This window comes from Peribacillus sp. NPDC055009 (assembly GCF_053608705.1).
The window spans coordinates 254,789-275,229 of sequence record NZ_JBSGVZ010000004.1; the positions used below are offsets into that span (position 1 = coordinate 254,789).

The following is a 20,441-nucleotide window of genomic DNA, read 5'->3' on the forward strand; positions in this document are numbered from 1 at the left end:
AAGGCTGCCTATCACGTTGTTAAACGGAGATAGTGCAGCCTAATTTATTTGAAACATTTAGTTTAGTTCCATTCTTTTTAATCCCGGTGACTTTCATATTTGTTCGCTTTGGTCAACTGCTTTAAGATATCCAACTCGGTTTTGGACAGTGAAGGACTGTTAGCGGCCTGGCAGTTCTCACGGAGCTGCTGTACTGAGCTTGCTCCTGGTACAACGGTAGCGACGCTTGGATGGGACAATACATATTGAAGTGCCGTTTCATTCAACTTCCTATCGGAAAGTTTGTCCTTTATTTCCGGAAGCAAATCTTTAAGTTCGTGATAGCTATAGTCAAGGTATCCATCCTCATTTGCCTTTTCAAGCATTTTTTCACTGAGCAGCCCTTTGGCAAGGGGGCCACGGGCAATAATGCTGATCTGTTTGTTGGCCAAAAGGGACATCCACTCTTCTGGGCGGCGGTCGAGTAGATTAAACTGCATCATCACGGAATCAAGCTTAGACTTTTCCGTGAATTCCTTGATCACATTCGGACGAATCGAGGAAATTCCATAATATCGGATATAGCCTTCTTTTTTCAAATCTTCAAATGCTTCTACCGTTTCTCCGATATTGTCTGAAATGGTGCCGCCATGTAACTGATAAAGATCAATATAGTCAGTTCCCAATCTCTTTAAGCTATCTTTTACTGCCGTTTTAATATATTCGCCAGATGGATCCCAGCTCCAGGAATCTTTGTTTTCATTCCAGCGGTTTCCGACCTTGGTGGCTATGTATACCTTATCGCGGACCGATTTTAAATTCTTTCCGACGATTTCTTCATTCATGCCGAAATCATATAAGTCAGCAGTATCAAAATAATTGATTCCTTCATCTAAAGCGGCCTGTATGATTTCGGATGCCTGATTTTCAACAGTCCCCAATGACATGCATCCGAGCCCGATTTCAGAAACTAGCAAGTCTGAATTTCCTAGTCTGCGTTTTTTCATGTTATCCACTCCCTTACATTTCATTGTAAAGGAGAAATCCATTTCACTCAAAGAATTCACTTGATCCGTTTTAAAGGAGTGGGCGGCACCTGATCGTGTATGTCGGCTATCCAATCATTGATATAGACATATTGATTTTGCAATTGTTTTAGTTTTTGAAGGATTTCCCAACTCTTTCCGGATAAAGTAACGCTTTTTTCCAGTACGTAAACTTTCATTAAATCGCCCTCCATCTCTATTATGGTAAAATGTATGAGGAATCATGCTGCAATTAGAACAGAGGAGTGGTCAGGATGAAAAAATTTGAAGAAAAAACGCTGTCTTCGGAAAAAATCTTCACAGGAAAGGTAATCAGCCTGCAAGTGGATGATGTAGAGCTTCCTGATGGGAAAACGGGTAAACGTGAAATAATCAAGCATCCGGGAGCGGTTGCCATCATAGCTCTCACGGCAGAAAATAAAATCATCATGGTTGAACAGTACCGTAAAGCGCTGGAGAGAAGCTTGGTGGAAATTCCTGCAGGAAAGCTGGAAAAAGGCGAAGAACCGGTTCTGTCGGCTAAACGGGAGCTGGAAGAGGAGACAGGTTATGAATGTGAAAAAATGGAGCACATCATATCCTTCTATACATCGCCAGGTTTCGCCGATGAATTGGTCCACCTATATGTGGCCCACAATTTGAAAAAGAAAGAAAATGCAGCCCCGCTGGATGAAGATGAATTCGTCGAGATGATTGAACTCACGCTGGAGGAAGCCCAAACTTATATGTATGAAGGGAAGATCAAAGATGCCAAAACGGCATATGCAGTTCAGTATCTACAGTTGAAAAAGGTGATGAAATCGTAAATGAAAGAGTTTTACGCTGACCTGCATATCCATATAGGCAGAACGAGAAGCGGAAGGGCCGTGAAAATAACAGGTGCTAAAACGTTAACCTTCAGCAATGTGCTGCAAGTGGCAAGTGAAAGGAAGGGCCTTGATCTAATCGGGATAATCGATTGCCATTCTCCTGAAATTATCGAAGAAATCGAAGCGGGGATGCTGGACGGCGAAATCACGGAGAAGATTGAAGGAGGACTTCAATACAAGAATACAACCATCATTCCAGGCTCGGAGATTGAAATTTATGATCAGAATTGTAATGGACCGATCCATGTCCTCGCTTATTTTCCCACTATAAAAGCGATGAAGGAATTCTCCTCATGGATGAGCGGACATGTTAAAAATATTACCTTGAGCTCCCAAAGGATTTATTGTGATGGAAGAACACTGCAAAAGATCGTGAAATCACTGGGCGGCCTGTTTATCCCGGCACATGTTTTCACCCCATTTAAAAGCTTATATGGAAAAGGGGTGCGATCCAGTCTTACAGAAGTATTCGATCCGGAGCTGATTGATGCCATCGAACTTGGTTTAAGTTCTGATACAGAAATGGTCAAGGATATCGAGGAGTTGGACTCCTATGTATTCGTAACAAATTCCGATGCCCATTCGCTTGGGAAAATCGCTCGGGAATATCAAAAAGTCCTGCTTGAGGAACCAAGTTTCAATGAGCTGGCAAAAGCCCTTAAAGAAAAAGGGAATCGTAAGGTGACCGTTAATTATGGATTGAACCCCTTATTGGGAAAGTATCATCAAACTGTATGTTCAGGGTGCTTACACCAGGTATTGAGGGATAGTGAACAATGTCCCGAATGCGGTAATAAATCCATTATAAAAGGGGTATCGTCCAGGATTGAAGAGCTCTCCATTTCCGGGACGGACGGAAGAAATGGCAGGGAAAGGCCGCCGTATATCCACCAAGTACCACTTGATTTCATCCCGGGACTCGGTCCTAAATCCATGGAAAAACTGCTGGTGGCATTTGGAACAGAGATGAATATCCTACATGAAGTTACGCTTGAACAGCTCAAGGAAATCGTTCCTGAAAAATTGGCGGGCTATATCGATTCTGCCAGAAAAGGGACGCTATCTTTTGAAGTGGGGGGCGGAGGAAAGTACGGAAAGGTCAAAAAGGAATTAACCTGAAAAAAGTCCTGACAGATGGAGATCTGTCAGGGCTTTTTTAGTTAGTTGTTTTTGCATAAATGGAGGTGTCCCGCACTTCCTTGCCATCTGCACTAAGAAAGTCATTACGCAAAATTCCTTCAAGGATATACCCCAGCTTTTCGGGAATCCGTTTGCTGGCGATATTATTAGGATCACAGCGGATCTCGACCCGCTTTGCTCCATAATGGTAAAAGGCGAATTTGGTTAACTTTTCTACCGCCTCCGTTATGTAGCCTTGTTTACTGTATCTCGTATCAATCCAATAGCCAATTTCGAATTTGGGGATATCCCAGTTAATTCGGTGCAGACCGGTGGAGCCGATGAATTGATCGTCTTCTTTCCTATAAATATGGAGTCTGATATCCTCTTTTAAAATGAAATCCGAAAAGGACTTAAGGACATTCTGTTCAGAAGTTTCCAAAGAAACATCTTGATGGGCAAACGGCAGCCATTGTTTCAATTCAGGTTTGGAATGGACAATGGCCTCGTGAACGTCCAGGCCATCGCCAGGCTGACAGGGCCTTAGATATAATCGTGGGGTTTCGATTTTTTCGGGGAAATCCATTAATATAGCTTTCATATCCTGCCTCCATATCGTTAGTATGGAAAATTATAACATGAATTGAGCTCAATGTGTTCGGCTGAGGGAGAAAGTTTTCTTAGCATAAATGAGAGAGTGAAAACATAGATTCTAGTAAGCGGAGTTGGGAGGATGAAAGATGAAAAAAAAATCTGTCGTACAAAATGCCGTAATGAAACATATTAACGAACATTCCTCATTATATGTCTTTATCACTGTGCTTTTTTTGATGGGTGTCATTTTTGGGGCAATATTGGTGAATAGTTTGAGCTTTACCCAAAAGGAAGACTTGTTCTATTATTTATCGCAATTTTTCGGACAAGTATCCAAAGGTGAATTTGCCTCTTCGCATGATATGTTCAGCCAAAGTATTATGCATAATATAAAATATATCGGGGTCATCTGGATTCTCGGAATATCGGTCATCGGTTTGCCAGTCATCCTGGTTTTGTTATTTATAAAAGGGATGGTTGTTGGATTCACAGTCGGCTTTTTAGTCAATCAAATGGGATGGAGCGGTTTTTTATTATCGTTTGTCGCTATTTTGCCCCAAAACATATTCATCGTCCCGATATTCATCGTGATAACCGTGCTTGCCGTCTCGCTATCAATGAAAATGATCAGCCGGATTTTCCTAAAGCAGGTTCGTGAACCGCTGAAGCCGATAATTTCACGGTATATTTTCTCATTGATCTTGTCGGGAATATTTTTGATTACAGCTGCTGCATTTGAAGCGTACCTATCCCCTTCTTTAATGAAAAATGTCGTAAGTTTATTGGGTCATTGATTGAAATTTGCCGTTCCCGCAAATTTTTTTATCATTAACAAGAAATCTATTTTGACAGTTTTCCCTCTTTTGATATAATGGATAGGATAGCGGCGCGGGAGGGAATATTAGGTATGGAAATAGAAAACAGAATTGATAGGATAAAAAAGCAGTTACACTCGTCCAGCTACAAATTAACGCCTCAGCGAGAAGCGACCGTCCGCGTTTTACTTGAGCATGAAGAGGATCATTTAAGCGCAGAAGACGTTTACCTCCTTGTCAAAGAAAAGTCGCCGGAAATTGGATTGGCAACAGTTTACCGTACACTAGAGTTGCTGACTGAATTGAAGATAGTAGATAAAATTAACTTTGGAGACGGGGTTTCCCGTTATGATTTAAGACAAGAAGGAGCTGCGCATTTCCATCATCATCTTGTTTGTGTGGAATGTGGTGCGGTAGATGAGATTCAGGAAGACCTACTTGAAGACGTAGAAGACATTGTGGAACGCGACTGGAACTTCAAGATAAAAGACCATAGATTAACCTTTCATGGCATTTGTCATCGATGTCATGACAAAGAAGAAAATAAAGGTGAATGAAGTCGGACCTTTTCCATTTAATGGAGAAGGTTTTCTGCATTTTTAAAACCTATTTTCTCAAGTAAGAGTTGTTTTTGTTTTCTCCTTTCCGAAACACGTATAAAACTTGTCCTGTTGGGCATAGATTGATACAAAGGATCGAATGGGAGGGGAAAGATGATGAAAACATCATTATCGCTTGTTTTGCATACGGCTAAAGTGATGATTCTCTTTGTTAGCTTCACTGTTCTTTTTTATATAGGAATGGTATGGTTAAATCAGGAATATCAAGATTATCATCGTTATGATGAACCGAAAGGCATGGCTGTAAAAGTATCGAAGGCAGTAGATACGGGTGATGATGCATGGCTTGAACGCTTAATGTTGTTTTATTTAAACGGGGAGTAATGAATATGGAGAATCAAATTAGGGATTTCATTCATTTTTTAACCATTGAAAAAGGGCTTGCCAAGAATACGCTCGTTTCGTATGAGCGTGACTTAAGATCATATTGGAGCTTTCTGAAAGAAGCTGAAGCCATCGAAAATTGGAATGATTCACGGCGGGTCAACATCCTGCATTTTCTCGTGCATTTGAAGGATCAAGGGAAATCATCGAAGACGGTGGCGCGTCATATAGCCTCCATTCGGTCTTTTCATCAATTTCTTCTAAGGGAAAAAGTAACCGATCAGGATCCGTCCATACATATAGAAACGCCAAAACCAGAACGAAGTCTTCCAAAGGTATTAAGCATGGAAGAGGTTGAAGCACTATTGGAAGCCCCAAAGAAAATGGATGAATTCGGCTTACGCGATAAGGCGATGCTAGAACTGATGTATGCGACGGGTATGCGTGTCAGTGAGTTGATATCCATGGATGTAAGTGATGTCCATGCATCCATGGGTTTTGTCCGTTGTGTAGGGAAAGGAAATAAAGAGAGAATCATTCCGATTGGCCAAACTGCATTGGGTGCGATTGAACATTATATGGAAAGTTCCCGGGGAAAAATGGCCAGCCCTAAGCACAGGACAGATTCACTTTTTTTGAATCATCATGGAAACAGGCTGACAAGGCAGGGATTTTGGAAAATTCTAAAAAAACTTGTAAAATCGGCACAAATTGAAAAAGAAATTACACCGCATACACTAAGACATTCTTTCGCGACACATCTATTGATGAACGGGGCTGATTTACGTGCCGTCCAAGAAATGCTTGGTCATGCGGATATTTCGACAACTCAAATTTATACACATATTACGAACGTACGGATCAAGGATGTATATTCAAAATTCCATCCGCGCGCTTAAAAGAATAGTAGAATGATAGAAAGGTTGTGAATTTAACTGCGAAGCGGTTGAAGGAGCAGCCTTTTTATTTCAGTAAGGCTACTGATGATTCTAAAGCATGCTCTAGTGTCAGTTTGTTTATTCCGAAATATATTATTTGTCTCCATCATGGTAATCGTTTACAATGTAGAGAGGTCAGACTTCTGACGTTCTCGCAGTTTCATTTAAAATGAAGAGTAAATGAGCAGAATAAGGGTATTATAGAGAGTATAAAAAGTGATTTACTATTTTAGGAGGAATGACTTATGAAAGGGAATTCAGCATTTAATCGAATATTTGTAATAGTTATGGATTCAGTTGGAATTGGTGAAGCACCTGATGCAGATTTATTCGGTGATAAAGGGGCGGATACACTCGGCCATATCGCAGAAAGAATGAATGGATTGAACATGCCGACTCTCGCAAAATTGGGTTTAGGCAATATCCGTGAAATCAAGGGGATTGAAAAAGCTCAGCAACCTCTCGCATACTATACGAAAATGAAGGAAGCCTCTACAGGAAAAGATACGATGACTGGACATTGGGAAATCATGGGTTTGAACATATCAACTCCATTCCGTGTATTTCCGGATGGTTTCCCGGAATTATTAGTCAATGAACTCGAGGCGAAGATGGGTCGGGGAATTATTGGGAACGTCCCTGCAAGCGGCACGGAAATCATTGAGAGGCTCGGCGAGGAACATATGAAAACGGGTGCGCTGATCGTATATACATCAGCAGATTCCGTATTACAGATTGCTGCACATGAAGACATCGTCCCGATAGACGAATTGTACAAGATTTGTGAAATTGCCCGTGAAGTGACAATGGCTGATGAGTTCAAGGTTGGACGCGTGATTGCCAGACCTTTCACAGGTGAACCAGGAAACTTCAAAAGAACGCCTAATCGTCATGATTATGCATTGAAGCCTTTCAATCGGACAGTAATGGATGAATTGAAAGATTCTGGATATGACGTGCTCGCAATCGGGAAGATCTCGGATATCTTTGATGGGGAAGGCGTCACTGAATCATTAAGGACCGTATCCAATATGGATGGAATGGATAAATTAATCCAAACGGTAGAACAGGATTTTAAAGGGTTAAGTTTCCTTAATCTAGTCGACTTCGATGCTTTATACGGTCACCGCCGCGATCCAGAGGGATACGGAAAGGCATTGGAAGAATTCGATGCTAGGATGCCGGAAGTCCTTGATAAACTGAAAGAGGATGATTTATTGATCATCACTGCCGATCACGGGAATGATCCGGTCCATGAAGGAACCGATCATACACGTGAATATGTACCTTTATTAGTCTATTCCAAACGATTTACAGAAGGTGCCGAACTCCCGATAAGAGATACATTTGCTGATATCGGGGCGACGGTCGCTGCTAACTTTGATGTGAAAATGCCTGCCTACGGGAAAAATATATTGGGCGATCTAAATTTAGGGGAGATTAAATAGATGTTTAATAAAATAGAAACTGCTGCGTCATTCATAAAAAGTAAAATTGAAGGCTCTCCGGAGATAGGCCTGATTCTTGGTTCCGGACTTGGAGTATTGGCAGATGAAATTGAAAATCCCATTACGATTCCATACCACGAAATCCCGGAATTCCCGGTATCGACTGTTGAAGGACACGCTGGACAGCTTGTCATTGGACAATTAAGTGGCAAAAAAGTTGTAGCCATGCAAGGGCGTTTCCACTTTTATGAGGGTTACTCCATGGAGAAGGTCACTTTTCCTGTACGTGTAATGAAACTTCTTGGTGTTAAGCAGTTAATTGTAACGAATGCTGCCGGAAGCGTTAATGAAAGCTATGAACCAGGTGACTTGATGCTCATTACGGATCATATTAATTTAATGGGGGCAAACCCATTGATTGGTCCTAATGAAGAGCGTTTCGGTCCTAGATTCCCTGATATGTCGGAAGCTTATAATAAAGACCTTCGGTCACAAGCGAAAAAAATAGCAGCTTCACTAGGATTGGATATTAAAGAAGGTGTCTATATCGGGAATACAGGACCGACCTATGAGACACCTGCAGAAGTGAAAATGGCACGGATCCTTGGCGGGGATGCAGTTGGTATGTCGACAGTTCCGGAAGTTATCGTAGCAAGGCATAGCGATATGAAAGTGCTCGGAATCTCATGCCTTACCAATATGGCCGCAGGCATTCTGGATCAGCCTTTGTCGCATGAAGAGGTAATTGAAACGACGGAAAAAGTGAAAAGCAGCTTTCTGGAATTTGTTAAGCACATCGTTAAAGACATATAAAACGGACCAAAAAATACAAGTACACCTAAAGAGAAGCGGTGTCCTTAAAAAAGTGGGGATTCTAATATGAGAATGGTAGATTTAATCGAGAAAAAGCGTGATGGAAAGGCTCTTACTACAGAAGAAATACAGTTCGTCATCAAAGGGTTTACCGACGGATCGATTCCGGATTACCAAATGAGCGCTTGGTCAATGGCTGTTTACTTCAAAGGCATGAATGAGCAGGAACGTGCTGATTTAACCATGGCAATGGTCGAATCAGGAGATCAAATTGATTTATCGATGATTGAAGGAATTAAGGTCGATAAACATTCAACAGGCGGTGTTGGTGATACGACAACATTAGTGCTTGGGCCATTGGTTGCTGCTGTAGGTGTTCCAGTGGCAAAGATGTCAGGACGCGGTCTTGGCCATACAGGCGGAACGATCGATAAGTTGGAGTCTGTAAAGGGATTTCATGTCGAAATAGAAAACGACGAGTTCATACGACTTGTTAATAAAAATAAGATAGCTGTCATTGGACAAAGTGGTAACCTGACTCCAGCCGACAAAAAGCTATATGCATTGCGTGATGTTACGGCTACCGTTAACAGTATCGGTTTGATTGCTGGCTCGATCATGAGTAAGAAAATCGCAGCTGGTGCTGATGCAATCGTACTTGATGTTAAAACGGGAGCGGGCGCTTTCATGAAAACGCTTGAAGATTCCGAAGAGTTGGCGCATGCAATGGTTAGCATCGGAAACAATGTAGGGCGAAATACGATGGCTGTCATTTCCGATATGAGCCAACCGTTGGGTTACGCAATCGGAAATGCTTTAGAAGTGAAGGAAGCCATCGATACACTTAAAGGAGAAGGACCGGAAGATTTAACGGAACTTTCTTTAACACTAGGAAGCCATATGGTATACCTTGCCAAAAAGGCAAGTTCTCTGAAGGAAGCAAGAACCTTGCTGGAAAATGCGATTAAGGATGGTTCTGCACTTAACTCATTCAAGGTTTTCCTAGAAGCGCAGGGAGGCGATGGTTCGGTTGTGGATCAGCCGGAAAAACTGCCGCAGGCTGCCCATACTTTCGAGCTGGAAGCGAAAGAGGACGGATATGTATCGGAGATCATCGCTGATGAAGTAGGAACGGCAGCCATGCTGTTAGGTGCCGGGCGGGCGACTAAGGAATCAGAGATTGATTTGGCAGTCGGACTGGTACTTCGTAAAAAAATAGGGGAAACCGTGGCAAAAGGTGAATCCCTTGTGACGATTTACAGCAACTTTGAAGATGTTTCAAAGGTAAAAGAAAAATTGTATGAAAGCATTGCGATTTCAAAAGAGAAAGTAGAAAAACCTACATTGATCTATAAAGAGATCATGGAATAAATATTTTCCAAAAAAGGCCGCGCTTTTGCGTGGCCTTTTTACGTTTATTTCATTGAATGTTTAAAAGAGGATGCCCATGCGCATCCTCTTTTAATTTGGTTCACTTTGTTACCCTATATCCAGTATATGTTCAAAATTCATCTTTATTTGTATAAAAATGGGTTTAATGGAAAAAATAAATCCTATAAAGATTGGAGGGTATGGAGATGAAGCGGATTCTTTCTCTATTTTTAACCGTATTGGTAGCAATGGGTTTTAGCGTCCCATATACAAAAGCAGCTGAGGAAAAAGGAGTCGAATTGGCGGCAAATGCTAAATCGGCTATTTTGATTGAACGGGATACAGGTACTGTTCTCTATGATAAAAATGCAGACGTTCGTCTTTCGCCGGCAAGCATGACGAAAATCATGACAATGCTGCTGATCATGGAAGCGATCGATAAAGGCGAACTTAGCATGAAGGAGAAAATCAGGACTAGTGAGTATGCAGCATCAATGGGCGGTTCCCAGATCTTCCTCGAGCCAGGTGAAGAAATGACCACAGAACAAATGCTCAAGGGCATTTCGATTGGTTCGGCAAATGATGCATCGGTGGCGATGGCAGAACGTCTAGCTGGATCGGAAGAAGAGTTTGTTAGAAAAATGAACAAAAAGGCGAAAGACCTCGGGTTGAAAAATACAAAGTTCCAAAACGCAACAGGCCTTCCTGTTAAAGATCATTACAGTTCGGCACATGATATGTCGATCATGGCGAAGGAATTATTGAAATACGATACGATTACAAGGTTCACGGGTACATATGAAGATTATCTCCGTGAAAATACCGAAAAGAAATTCTGGCTAGTCAACACGAACAGATTAGTGAAATTTTACCCTGGGGTCGATGGACTGAAGACAGGATTCACAAATGAAGCGAAGTATTGTTTGACAGCGACCGCAAAAAAAGGGAATATGCGTGTCATTGCCGTCGTTTTCGGAGCCGTTTCTCCTAAGGAACGAAATGCTCAGGTCACAAAGATGTTAGATTATGCATTTTCACAATATATCACATACCCGATTTATAAACGCGGCGAAGTGTTAGGTGAAGCAAAGGTAAGTAAAGGCGACAAGAAATCGGTGGTGGGTGTGACAAGTGAACCTATTTCAGTTTTGACAGCCAAAAATGGAACGGCAAAGGACTTTACAAAAAAAATCACGCTTGATAAAGATTTGGATGCCCCGATTAAAAAAGGTGATGAAATTGGTACGCTTGAATTGAAGAAAAACGGCAAGGTGTATGTCGAATCTCCGATTGTTGCGAAGGAAACTGTTGAAAATGCCAGCTGGTGGCAATTGTATAAACGGGCTTTCGGCATGTTTACCCAAGCGAAATAGAATAAATTGTCGCAATGCCTGTTAATCGTACTAATTTAGGCGAAACTCCACTAGTTTTGCTAGTAAGGAGGAATCGGCAGGTGAAAAAGAGAATTTGACTCTTTATAAGACAGTGAAGGAGGCTGTATATAATGAGTCTTACGATTAATATGGAGGCGAAAAATCGCGTATTGTGCATTCGTCTCAAAGGTGATTTAGATCATCATACAGCAGAAAAATTGAAAAACCAGGCAGAGGCAGCCATTCAAAAGCATAATATCAAACATATCATCCTAAACATGGAAGAGTTGGATTTTATGGACAGTTCAGGGCTTGGAGTTATTTTAGGGCGCTATAAGCAGGTGAATAAAAAGCAAGGTGAAATGGTGGTATGTGCAATTTCTCCGGCAGTAAAGCGGTTATTTGAGATGTCAGGGTTGTTTAAAATTGTTAAAATGGAACTATCCGAAAAAAACGCTTTGCAAAGACTGGGGGTTGCCTAAAATGAAAAATAAAATGGAAACGAAATTTTCTGCACTTAGCCAAAATGAATCTTTTGCCAGGGTAACTGTTGCGGCTTTCATTGCCCAATTGGACCCGACGATGGATGAATTGACAGAGATCAAGACTGTCGTGTCAGAAGCCGTTACGAATTCGATTATCCATGGGTATGAGAGTGACCCGGAAGGTTGGGTATACATTTCAGTGATCATCGAAGGCGATACTGTGGAATTGACCATCCGGGATGAGGGACTGGGCATTGAAGACGTCGAGGAGGCTAAACAGCCGTTATTTACGACAAAACCCGAACTTGAACGTTCCGGAATGGGATTCACCATCATGGAAAACTTCATGGATGAAATCAATATAATTTCCCATAAGGGCGAAGGCACGATCATTCGATTAAAAAAGCACTTAACTACAAGCAGAGCTTTGTGCAATTAAGGGAGACTTGCATATGGATGTGGAGGTTAAAAACGAGAAGGGCAAGAAAGGCCAGCCCCATTTAAAAGATGAGGAATTGCGGAATTTAATCCAACGCAGCCAGAGCGGTGACCAAGATGCGAGAAATCTGATTGTCAACAGCAATCTGAGGCTTGTATGGTCAGTAGTGCAAAGATTCCTCAATCGAGGTTACGAACCGGATGACCTTTATCAAATAGGCTGTATTGGTCTGTTAAAGTCCGTGGATAAATTTGACTTATCGTTTGAAGTGAAATTCTCAACGTATGCTGTGCCTATGATCATTGGTGAAATCCAACGTTTTATCCGTGATGACGGAACGGTTAAAGTAAGCCGGTCATTAAAGGAAATGGCGAATAAAATTCGCAGGGCCAAAGAGGAGCTTTCAAAGACGTATGGCCGAGTTCCGACTGTCAATGAATTGGCGGAACATCTAGAGCTGTCGCCAGAGGAAATCATCATGGCCCAAGAAGCTAGCAGGAGCCCTTCATCCATCCATGAAACGGTTTACGAAAATGATGGAGATCCGATTACTCTTCTTGACCAGATTGCCGACAATAATGAAACCTCCTGGTTCGATCAAATTGCTTTGAAAGAAGCCATACAAGAATTGAATGAACGTGAAAGGCTGATTGTTTTCCTGAGGTATTATAAAGATCAGACGCAATCGGAAGTGGCGGCAAGGCTTGGCATCTCCCAAGTCCAGGTGTCAAGGCTGGAAAAGAAGATTCTTCAGCAAATGAAAAACCACATGAATCAATGATTCATGTGGTTTTTCATTGAGCTTGAAAATAAATGATTGATTTTAGGAAAAAGTAAAAGTGGTTCTTATTAAGTAGAATGAAAATATGAGCGGGGTCGAATTTTTTAGTTGAATTTAGGATTAAAAACGAATATTATAGTAAAGGTCGCGTTTTTCATTCGTTTTTTTAGCTTTCTTTTAATCAATATTGATTAGGAAAAACGTTGATGCAGTACAATATTAGGACACCTTGTCTTTTCGTGCAAACGGTTGTCGGTGTTTCCTTTAGATCTGGAGGTCTAAAATATGTTTATGGAAAAGTTTTTCTCCCTGAAAGAAAATGGGACGGATGTCCGTACAGAAGTCATGGCGGGTGTTACGACATTTTTAACTATGGTTTATATCCTAATCGTGAATCCGGCTTTATTGTCTTCAATCGGAATACCATTTGAGCAAGTTTTCATGGCAACGGTCATATCAGCGGTGATCGGTACCCTTATCATGGGACTCGTTGCAAAATACCCGATTGCGATAGCACCAGGGATGGGTTTGAATGCGTATTTTGCCAGCGTAGTGGGTGCTCAGGGTCTTTCATACCAGACCGTATTCGGTACGGTTTTCATTGCTGGTTTGCTATTTCTGCTAATTAGCGTGACAAGCTTGCGTAAAATGATAATTGATGCGATTCCTAATTCATTAAAATATGGCATCACATCAGGAATTGGTTTATTCATTGCGTTTATCGGATTAAAAAATGCAGGAATCGTAGTTCCTAATGAATCAACTATGGTGACGCTTGGGGATTTGCATCAGCCTGGAACCGTTTTAGCATTAGCAGGCTTATTCATTACCTTGATTTTTATGGCCCGTAATATTAAAGGGGCAATTTTCATTGGTATGATCGTTACGGCAATCATTGGCTACTTTATCGGTTTGCTCAACTTCGATGGGGTCTTATCTGTACCTCCAACACCAGTATTTTTTGATATCGATATTGCCGGGGTCTTTACGAATTCTTTATATTCAATTGTTTTCGCCTTTTTACTTGTGACGATTTTTGATACGACAGGAACCTTGATTGGCGTGACGGAACAGGCAGGACTAACGAAGGATGGGAAAATCCCCCGTGCCAAGAAAGCCTTTTTAGGTGATGCGATTGCGACGACGGTCGGCTCGATGTTTGGTACAAGCCCTTCGACTGCCTATGTTGAATCAAGTACGGGAGTGGCTGCTGGCGGACGTACGGGATTAACCTCTACAGTCGTGGCAATCTTGTTTGCTGCATCGATTTTCTTTTCTCCATTGATATCGGCAATTTCTTCAGTTCAAGCAATCACAGCTCCTGTTTTGATCATCGTGGGATGTTTCATGATGGAAGGGCTGGCAAAAGTCAATTGGAAAATTTTCGATGAGGCATTTCCTGCATTTGCGATCATTTTAACGATGCCGCTTACTTCAAGTATATCTACAGGCATTGCAATCGGGTTCATTACTTATCCCCTTATGAAGGTATTTAGTGGAAAAGGAAAATCCGTACATCCGCTCATTTATATTTTTGGATTGATATTTTTGGTTCAGCTGATTTTCTTCCCCACTCATTAAAGTATGAATCTAAATCAAAAAGACATGCTGTCATTGCAGCATGTCTTTTTTTGTTTTCAAATTAGTAATATATGGACATGGTTCACTTCCTGCATTTTCAAACTGCTTCCAATCCATACTACTAGCATAAGGAAATAAAAGGTCGGGATGTGATGATAGTGGCAGTTGTATATATCAGGATGAGGAACCGTGTACAAGTAAAGGGAAATCAAACGGTGAGGATAAAAGATATTGCAAGGATAATCGGACCTGAAGAAGTGATCACCTTAATTGAAGAAATCATATTATTAACGGTCAAGAAGGAAGATAGGAATATTATTGTCATTGATTTGGCTCAAGTTATCATGGCCATCCGCAAGGTGGATTCGACTATTGAAGTGGAGACATTCGGGCCATCTCAAACGATCATCGAAATCATCCTCTCGAAAAAGAAAATGTCATACCTGACATTCGCCTTAGTTTGGTTTTTATTATTTGTCGGCGGCGGAATGACGATAATGAATTTTCATGTGGATGTCAGCATGGGGGAAGTGCATCAAAAAATCTTTACTATAATAACGGGAAAAGTGGATGATAAGCCGTTATTGATTCAAATCCCATATAGCTTCGGCCTTGGTATGGGCATGATTCTATTTTTTAATCACTTCTTTAAAAAACGCTTCAATGAGGAACCTAGTCCGCTCGAGGTTGAAATGTTCAACTATCAGCAGGATTTGGACCGTTATGTAATCATGAATGAAAATAAGGAAAACGTGCGCCACCTTGATGACCGGTAAAATCATCTTCGGAATCTTTGTCGGTTTAGCTGGGGGTTTTGCGACAGGTGCCGGTTTTGTAGCGTTTTTAACTGTACTTGGGGTGATTCCAAGACTGACTCAGCTGACAAAAACAATGAAAATGATACATTACTACGAAGGAGCCATCATTGCCGGAGTTGTCGCAGGAACATGGTTAGGATTACAGGAAACGGAACTTTCCCTCCCGCATTTTTTATTAATTCCGATCGGTTTGGCTGACGGGATATTTAATGGGATGCTTGCGGCAGCCTTAACTGAAGTCCTGAATGTATTTCCGGTTCTTTCAAAACGAATCGGAATTCAAGAGAAGATCATATATCTGTTAATGGCACTCGTATTGGGAAAAATAGCCGGATCATTATTCCAATGGATTTATTTTGTCGATTTATAAGGGTATGAGGTAACTATTCCTGATGATGAAAGGTAGGCCCAAGATGGTGACCAAACGAAAAGTGATATTGATTACGGATGGAGATGAGTATGCGAAACGGGCTGTCGAGCATGTAGCCAAGGAAATAGGGGGAAGATGTATCTCCATGTCCCAAGGTAATCCATCACGATATACGGGCTTGGAGTTAGTTGAATTAATAAAAAAGGCGAAGTATGATCCTGTATTGGTCATGTTTGATGATAGCGGTTTTATAGGAGAAGGATCAGGCGAACAGGCAATGAAGGTAGTTGCCGGACATCCTGATATTGATGTCCTTGGCGTGATAGCGGTCGCTTCAAAGACTAGAAGGGAAGAATGGACCAAGGTGGATATCTGTATTGACCGTGATGGTAATTTGACACCGAACGGGGTTGATAAATACGGCGCCGAGGAATTTGAACTGGGCAAGATAACAGGAGATACGGTTTATTGCATCGATCAATTACATGTTCCCATAGTAGTTGGGATAGGGGATATCGGAAAAATGTCCCATCAGGACGATTTTAAAAGAGGAGCACCGATAACGAAGCTAGCGGTGGAAATCATATTGGAAAGGAGTGGTCATGATGACTTCAGAAAAACCTGAAAACATGATGCCGATTCCGAGTAGGGTAGCGGAAGTTGACGCATACATGGAAGAGAAAGTGGGTCTAGGCGTCAGCTTCGACTTAGGAGTAAGAAAGATAAAGGTCTTAAGAAAAGATGTGCATATTTACTATATAAACGGGCTGACGGATACAGAGTACATCATTGATATCCTCGATTCTCTTATTCATAACAAAAATGCCGATATCGTGTCTACTAAAGTTTTTGATGTAGTCAAAGACTTACTCGTACACCAATCCGTTCAGGAAATAAAGACGATGGATGAGCTTGTTGATCAGGTATTATCCGGTTTAATCGTCGTTGTTGTTGATGGTAAACCAATAGGATTGGTTGTGGATGTCAGGAGTTATCCTGGGAGACAGCCAGTAGAACCCGATACGGAAAAAGTCGTCCGTGGATCAAGGGATGGTTTTGTCGAGAATATCATCATTAACACAGCGATAACCAGACGGAGAATCCGGGATGAAAGATTACGTTTCGAAATGCTGCATGTAGGGGAACGATCGAAATCGGATATATCCATCGGCTACATTAAAGATATTGCCGATCCCGATTTAATAGAAATCGTTCGTAAGGAATTGAATAATATTGAGGTTGATGGCATAACGATGTCTGATAAAACGATCGAAGAGTTCATCGTCAATCAAAAGTATAATCCATACCCGCTTGTCAGATACACGGAACGGGCTGATGTGGCGGCAACGCATTTGCTTGAGGGGCATGTCCTTATTTATGTGGATACTTCACCGAGTGTCATCATTACTCCGTCCACTCTTTTCCATCACATGCAACACGCTGAGGAGTATCGGCAGGCACCTGCCGTTGGGACCTTGGTGCGCTGGGTCCGGTTTCTCGGGATCTTTGTTTCGTTATTCTTGCTGCCGATTTGGTTATTGTTTTGTTTAGAGCCTTCCCTCCTGCCGGAAAAGTTCGAGTATATCGGGCCGAATGAAAAAACGCATATACCCATAGTGGTCCAAATCTTCATATCCGATATTGGGATAGAATTTCTAAGGATGGCAGCCGTTCATACTCCGACCCCGCTTTCAACGGCGATGGGCTTGGTTGCGGCAGTTTTGATAGGGCAAATAGCGATAGATGTTGGCCTCTTTGTTCCTGAAGTGGTTCTCTACGCTTCAGTGGCTACAATCGGTACATTTGTCACTCCGAGTTTAGAACTAGGGGTTGCGAATAAAATTTCCCGTTTGGCACTGCTAGTTTTGGTCGCTATATTTAAAGTGCCTGGCCTAGTCATAGGCATCACGCTCTACATTATTATGCTTACTAGCATAAAAACGTTAAATACACCTTATTTATGGCCGCTTCTACCGTTTCAGCCGAAAGCCTTGTCACATATAATATTTAGAAGACCTTATCCAGGTTCTATAGAACGTCCGAGTATTGTACATCCCCAGGATTTATATAGGCAGCCAAGAAAATCTAAAGGTTGATGTTGTCGAAAAGTTGTGGTAATTTAATTTTATTCGGATAAAGCGGTAAAGTTAGGATTCACAAAGAGATAAAGCTACTATGACTCTTTGGAGTTTAAACCAATCTGTCTTTCCCTTCGAACTACTAAGCAGTCATAGAGGACAATATTTACATGGGATAATCGATTAGGATGAGGCTTGTTCATATAGAGAACCTTTTACAGCAGGGTTTCTTTATTTGAGGCTGCCTCATTTCTTATTAATCTTTAGTTTTAAGTCAGGAAGGTGAGGCTATCATGCATTTGTACGGAACCAGTGGTGTCAATGAACGTGGACATCTGGAGATTGGCGGAGTGGACACGATCGAATTGATCGAACAATTTGGCACACCATTATATGTTTATGATGTAGAGCTAATTCGCGAACGGGCAAGAGGGTTTAAGAGAACTTTTGAGGAATTGGGGATTTCGGCTCAAGTTGCTTACGCAAGTAAGGCCTTTTCTTCGATTGCCATGATCCAGTTGGCTGAGCAAGAAGGACTTTCTCTCGATGTTGTCTCAGCGGGGGAATTGTATACGGCAATTAAGGCAAATTTCCCAACAGAACGGATTCACTTTCATGGAAATAACAAAAGTGAAGAAGAGCTACATATGGCTTTGGATTATGACATTGGCTGTATAGTAGTCGATAATTTTTCAGAGTTGACACTGTTGGAAGAAATTTGTACAAACCGTGAACAAAAGGTGAAAATCCTTCTTCGTGTAACACCGGGTATTGAAGCCCATACGCATGATTATATTTTGACAGGGCAAGAAGATTCGAAATTTGGTTTTGATCTTATTAATGGCCAGGCCGAAGCAGCCCTTAGGCAAGCGCTGCAAAGTGAATTCCTGGAAGTTCTAGGGCTGCACTGCCATATAGGTTCCCAGATCTTTCAAACGACAGGTTTCCTTCTCGCGGCCCAAAAAATTATTGGCAAGCTGAATGATTGGCACGATTCGGTAGGGTATCAACCAAAGGTATTGAATCTTGGAGGGGGATTCGGGATTCGATATACACAAGAGGATGATCCGCTACCGGCGTCTCAATATGTTGAGGAAATCGTTAGGGAAGTGCAGAACCTGATTGCTGATTCCGATTTAGTAATGCCTGAAATCTGGATTGAACCTGGCCGTTCTTTAGTCGGAGATGCCGGTGTGACGTTGTACAAGGTCGGTTCTGAAAAGGAAGTTCCTAATGTCCGTAAATATATTGCCGTTGATGGGGGCATGAGTGATAATATACGTCCAGCTCTTTATGAGGCGAAGTATGATGCAATTCTGGCAAACCGGCCGCTTGACCCTGTAGAAGAGACAGTGTCCATTGCCGGGAAATGCTGTGAAAGCGGAGATATGCTGATTTGGGATTTACCATTGCCAAAAGCCGGCCGCGGTGATGTTTTGGCGGTATTTTGTACAGGGGCATATGGATATTCCATGTCGAATAATTACAATCGGATTCCGAGACCGGCAGTCGTCTTTGCCGAAAATGGAGAAGCCCGGTTGGTCATCAAACGCGAGACGTACGAAGATCTTATCCATTTGGATTTGGCCCTTCATGAAGAGGCAGTCGTCAATAAAGAATAGAAAAAAGGATGGCATTGGCCATCCTTTTTTTATTGGAGTCAACTGAAAAGTGACTTGATCGCGTCTATTAAACTACTGAAGACTTCTTTCAATTTATCCAGAAATGATTGACCCTCTTCGGATTCAAGAAAATTGGAAAGCTTATCTTTAGCTGCAGTAAGCTGATCACCGACAGCGTTCCAATCAATATCCAATTCTTTTAGTTTATTGAATAAATCAATTAAACTTTGGACTTGAGCATCATTTAAGGTGATTCCAAGGTCTTTTGCTGAAGACTCGACAACCTCGCGGACCTCCTCAGTATTGGCTGGTGGATTTGCAGCCATTTCCTCTTTGATTTTCGTTACAAGTGCAGAGGCTTCTTCTGTACCGATTTCGTCACCCAATTTTGCTGTTTTCACCATTTCTTCATTCGCTGCCTGTTTCACATCTTCAGGAATCTTCTTATCGGCAGAGATTTCATAGGCTTTAATGACCCCTGTCAAAGCCGCTGTACCGGAGACGGGTATTGGCGCTGTGACATAAACGGTAGCATCCTTTACTCCAGCTGTTGCCAGTGCATTGATATACATTTCATCGGAAACCCAGTTAATGTTTTTCGACTCCAATTTAAGTCCGGTCCCTTTTTCCTCCAAAGTAATCGCAGAAGATGAAATCGCTTTTGTACCGATCAGACGGCTAGCAATATAGTCTCCTAAGTATTCATGTTCCTCCGCATTTGTAACCGTAAGGACCTCAACATCATTAGGTGCTTTCATTTCTGATAAAATCATATTTTTTTGTTCATTCGTCAGATTCTCACCAAGTGTGACGATCATTTCACCAACAGCTGCATCTGCAAAAGCCTTATATGGCAATAATAGGCATAATAAAATGGTTACAATGACCCATTTATTCATTTTTTTCATGATAATCCTCCTTAACTTTTCCTGCTGAATTGGGAATCTTTCAATAAAAG

The 20,441-nt window shown here is 41.7% G+C and carries 23 protein-coding genes; 19 read left to right on the forward strand and 4 right to left on the reverse strand.

All coding sequences use genetic code 11. The features are described from left to right. Window positions 1-77: 77 nt before the first annotated feature. Both ACWF5P_RS09525 and mciZ read right to left on the reverse strand, forming a co-directional pair. Window positions 78-986 (reverse strand): aldo/keto reductase, encoded by a 909-nt coding sequence (locus tag ACWF5P_RS09525; RefSeq protein ID WP_427572087.1) that lies wholly within the window; start codon window positions 984-986, stop codon window positions 78-80. Between the two features lie 56 nt (window positions 987-1,042). Then, window positions 1,043-1,204 (reverse strand): Z-ring formation inhibitor MciZ, encoded by a 162-nt coding sequence (gene mciZ / locus ACWF5P_RS09530; protein WP_076365517.1) that lies wholly within the window; start codon window positions 1,202-1,204, stop codon window positions 1,043-1,045. Between the two features lie 75 nt (window positions 1,205-1,279). On the opposite strand from mciZ, the gene ACWF5P_RS09535 reads away from it, so the two are divergent. After that, window positions 1,280-1,831 (forward strand): NUDIX hydrolase, encoded by a 552-nt coding sequence (locus ACWF5P_RS09535; RefSeq protein WP_452444815.1) that lies wholly within the window; start codon window positions 1,280-1,282, stop codon window positions 1,829-1,831. Then, window positions 1,832-3,013 (forward strand): endonuclease Q family protein, encoded by a 1,182-nt coding sequence (locus ACWF5P_RS09540; protein WP_101222478.1) that lies wholly within the window; start codon window positions 1,832-1,834, stop codon window positions 3,011-3,013. It begins immediately after the preceding gene. A gap of 37 nt (window positions 3,014-3,050) precedes the next feature. Here ACWF5P_RS09540 and ACWF5P_RS09545 read toward each other — a convergent pair whose 3' ends face one another. Next, the gene (locus tag ACWF5P_RS09545) at window positions 3,051-3,614 is read right to left on the reverse strand and encodes a GNAT family N-acetyltransferase (protein ID WP_452444816.1); all 564 of its coding nucleotides are present in this window, start codon (window positions 3,612-3,614) and stop codon (window positions 3,051-3,053) included. Between the two features lie 139 nt (window positions 3,615-3,753). Between ACWF5P_RS09545 and spoIIM the strand changes: the two genes are divergently transcribed. From spoIIM to lysA, 17 genes are all read left to right on the forward strand, one after another. Beyond that, window positions 3,754-4,401 (forward strand): stage II sporulation protein M, encoded by a 648-nt coding sequence (spoIIM, locus tag ACWF5P_RS09550; protein ID WP_101222476.1) that lies wholly within the window; start codon window positions 3,754-3,756, stop codon window positions 4,399-4,401. Between the two features lie 119 nt (window positions 4,402-4,520). Then, the gene (fur, locus tag ACWF5P_RS09555) at window positions 4,521-4,979 is read left to right on the forward strand and encodes a ferric iron uptake transcriptional regulator (RefSeq protein ID WP_101223459.1); all 459 of its coding nucleotides are present in this window, start codon (window positions 4,521-4,523) and stop codon (window positions 4,977-4,979) included. Window positions 4,980-5,138: 159 nt separating this feature from the next. Next, window positions 5,139-5,366 carry a YqzK family protein gene (locus ACWF5P_RS09560; RefSeq protein WP_101223458.1) on the forward strand — a complete coding sequence of 76 codons (228 nt, stop codon included), beginning with the start codon at window positions 5,139-5,141 and terminating at the stop codon, window positions 5,364-5,366. 5 nt (window positions 5,367-5,371) lie between these two features. Beyond that, a complete protein-coding gene (gene xerD / locus ACWF5P_RS09565) occupies window positions 5,372-6,265 on the forward strand; it encodes a site-specific tyrosine recombinase XerD (RefSeq protein WP_452444817.1) in 894 nt (297 codons plus the stop codon). Window positions 6,266-6,549: 284 nt separating this feature from the next. After that, complete coding sequence (gene deoB, locus ACWF5P_RS09570; RefSeq protein WP_101222474.1) at window positions 6,550-7,752, forward strand: phosphopentomutase; 1,203 nt, start codon at window positions 6,550-6,552, stop codon at window positions 7,750-7,752. After that, a complete protein-coding gene (locus ACWF5P_RS09575) occupies window positions 7,753-8,565 on the forward strand; it encodes a purine-nucleoside phosphorylase (RefSeq protein WP_101222473.1) in 813 nt (270 codons plus the stop codon). Between the two features lie 66 nt (window positions 8,566-8,631). Further along, window positions 8,632-9,936, forward strand: coding sequence for a pyrimidine-nucleoside phosphorylase (locus ACWF5P_RS09580; protein ID WP_434167356.1), 1,305 nt, complete (start codon window positions 8,632-8,634; stop codon window positions 9,934-9,936). A gap of 206 nt (window positions 9,937-10,142) precedes the next feature. Beyond that, window positions 10,143-11,309: a serine hydrolase gene (locus ACWF5P_RS09585; RefSeq protein WP_434167355.1), complete on the forward strand. Its 1,167-nt coding sequence runs from the start codon at window positions 10,143-10,145 to the stop codon at window positions 11,307-11,309. Between the two features lie 131 nt (window positions 11,310-11,440). After that, window positions 11,441-11,791 carry an anti-sigma F factor antagonist gene (gene spoIIAA, locus ACWF5P_RS09590; RefSeq protein WP_034308142.1) on the forward strand — a complete coding sequence of 117 codons (351 nt, stop codon included), beginning with the start codon at window positions 11,441-11,443 and terminating at the stop codon, window positions 11,789-11,791. A 1-nt stretch (window position 11,792) separates the two neighbouring features. Next, window positions 11,793-12,233, forward strand: a complete 441-nt coding sequence (gene spoIIAB, locus ACWF5P_RS09595) for an anti-sigma F factor (protein WP_053346844.1) — start codon at window positions 11,793-11,795, stop codon at window positions 12,231-12,233. A gap of 13 nt (window positions 12,234-12,246) precedes the next feature. After that, window positions 12,247-13,014 carry an RNA polymerase sporulation sigma factor SigF gene (sigF, locus tag ACWF5P_RS09600; protein ID WP_101222470.1) on the forward strand — a complete coding sequence of 256 codons (768 nt, stop codon included), beginning with the start codon at window positions 12,247-12,249 and terminating at the stop codon, window positions 13,012-13,014. Between the two features lie 291 nt (window positions 13,015-13,305). Beyond that, complete coding sequence (locus ACWF5P_RS09605; RefSeq protein ID WP_230177095.1) at window positions 13,306-14,595, forward strand: NCS2 family permease; 1,290 nt, start codon at window positions 13,306-13,308, stop codon at window positions 14,593-14,595. A gap of 152 nt (window positions 14,596-14,747) precedes the next feature. Next, complete coding sequence (locus ACWF5P_RS09610; RefSeq protein WP_363320591.1) at window positions 14,748-15,371, forward strand: stage V sporulation protein AA; 624 nt, start codon at window positions 14,748-14,750, stop codon at window positions 15,369-15,371. Next, window positions 15,361-15,783 (forward strand): stage V sporulation protein AB, encoded by a 423-nt coding sequence (locus ACWF5P_RS09615; protein WP_034308131.1) that lies wholly within the window; start codon window positions 15,361-15,363, stop codon window positions 15,781-15,783. Before ACWF5P_RS09610 ends, ACWF5P_RS09615 begins: the two co-directional genes overlap by 11 nt. A gap of 43 nt (window positions 15,784-15,826) precedes the next feature. Beyond that, entirely contained in the window at window positions 15,827-16,408 is a 582-nt protein-coding gene (locus ACWF5P_RS09620; RefSeq protein WP_057278873.1) for a stage V sporulation protein AE, read from the forward strand. A 4-nt stretch (window positions 16,409-16,412) separates the two neighbouring features. Continuing rightward, complete coding sequence (locus tag ACWF5P_RS09625) at window positions 16,413-17,879, forward strand: spore germination protein (RefSeq protein ID WP_434169694.1); 1,467 nt, start codon at window positions 16,413-16,415, stop codon at window positions 17,877-17,879. A 275-nt stretch (window positions 17,880-18,154) separates the two neighbouring features. Then, window positions 18,155-19,483, forward strand: a complete 1,329-nt coding sequence (gene lysA, locus ACWF5P_RS09630) for a diaminopimelate decarboxylase (RefSeq protein ID WP_402938249.1) — start codon at window positions 18,155-18,157, stop codon at window positions 19,481-19,483. A gap of 38 nt (window positions 19,484-19,521) precedes the next feature. On the opposite strand, the gene ACWF5P_RS09635 is transcribed toward lysA, so the two are convergent. Then, window positions 19,522-20,391: a DUF1002 domain-containing protein gene (locus ACWF5P_RS09635; RefSeq protein ID WP_230176973.1), complete on the reverse strand. Its 870-nt coding sequence runs from the start codon at window positions 20,389-20,391 to the stop codon at window positions 19,522-19,524. Between the last annotated feature and the right edge of the window lie 50 nt (window positions 20,392-20,441).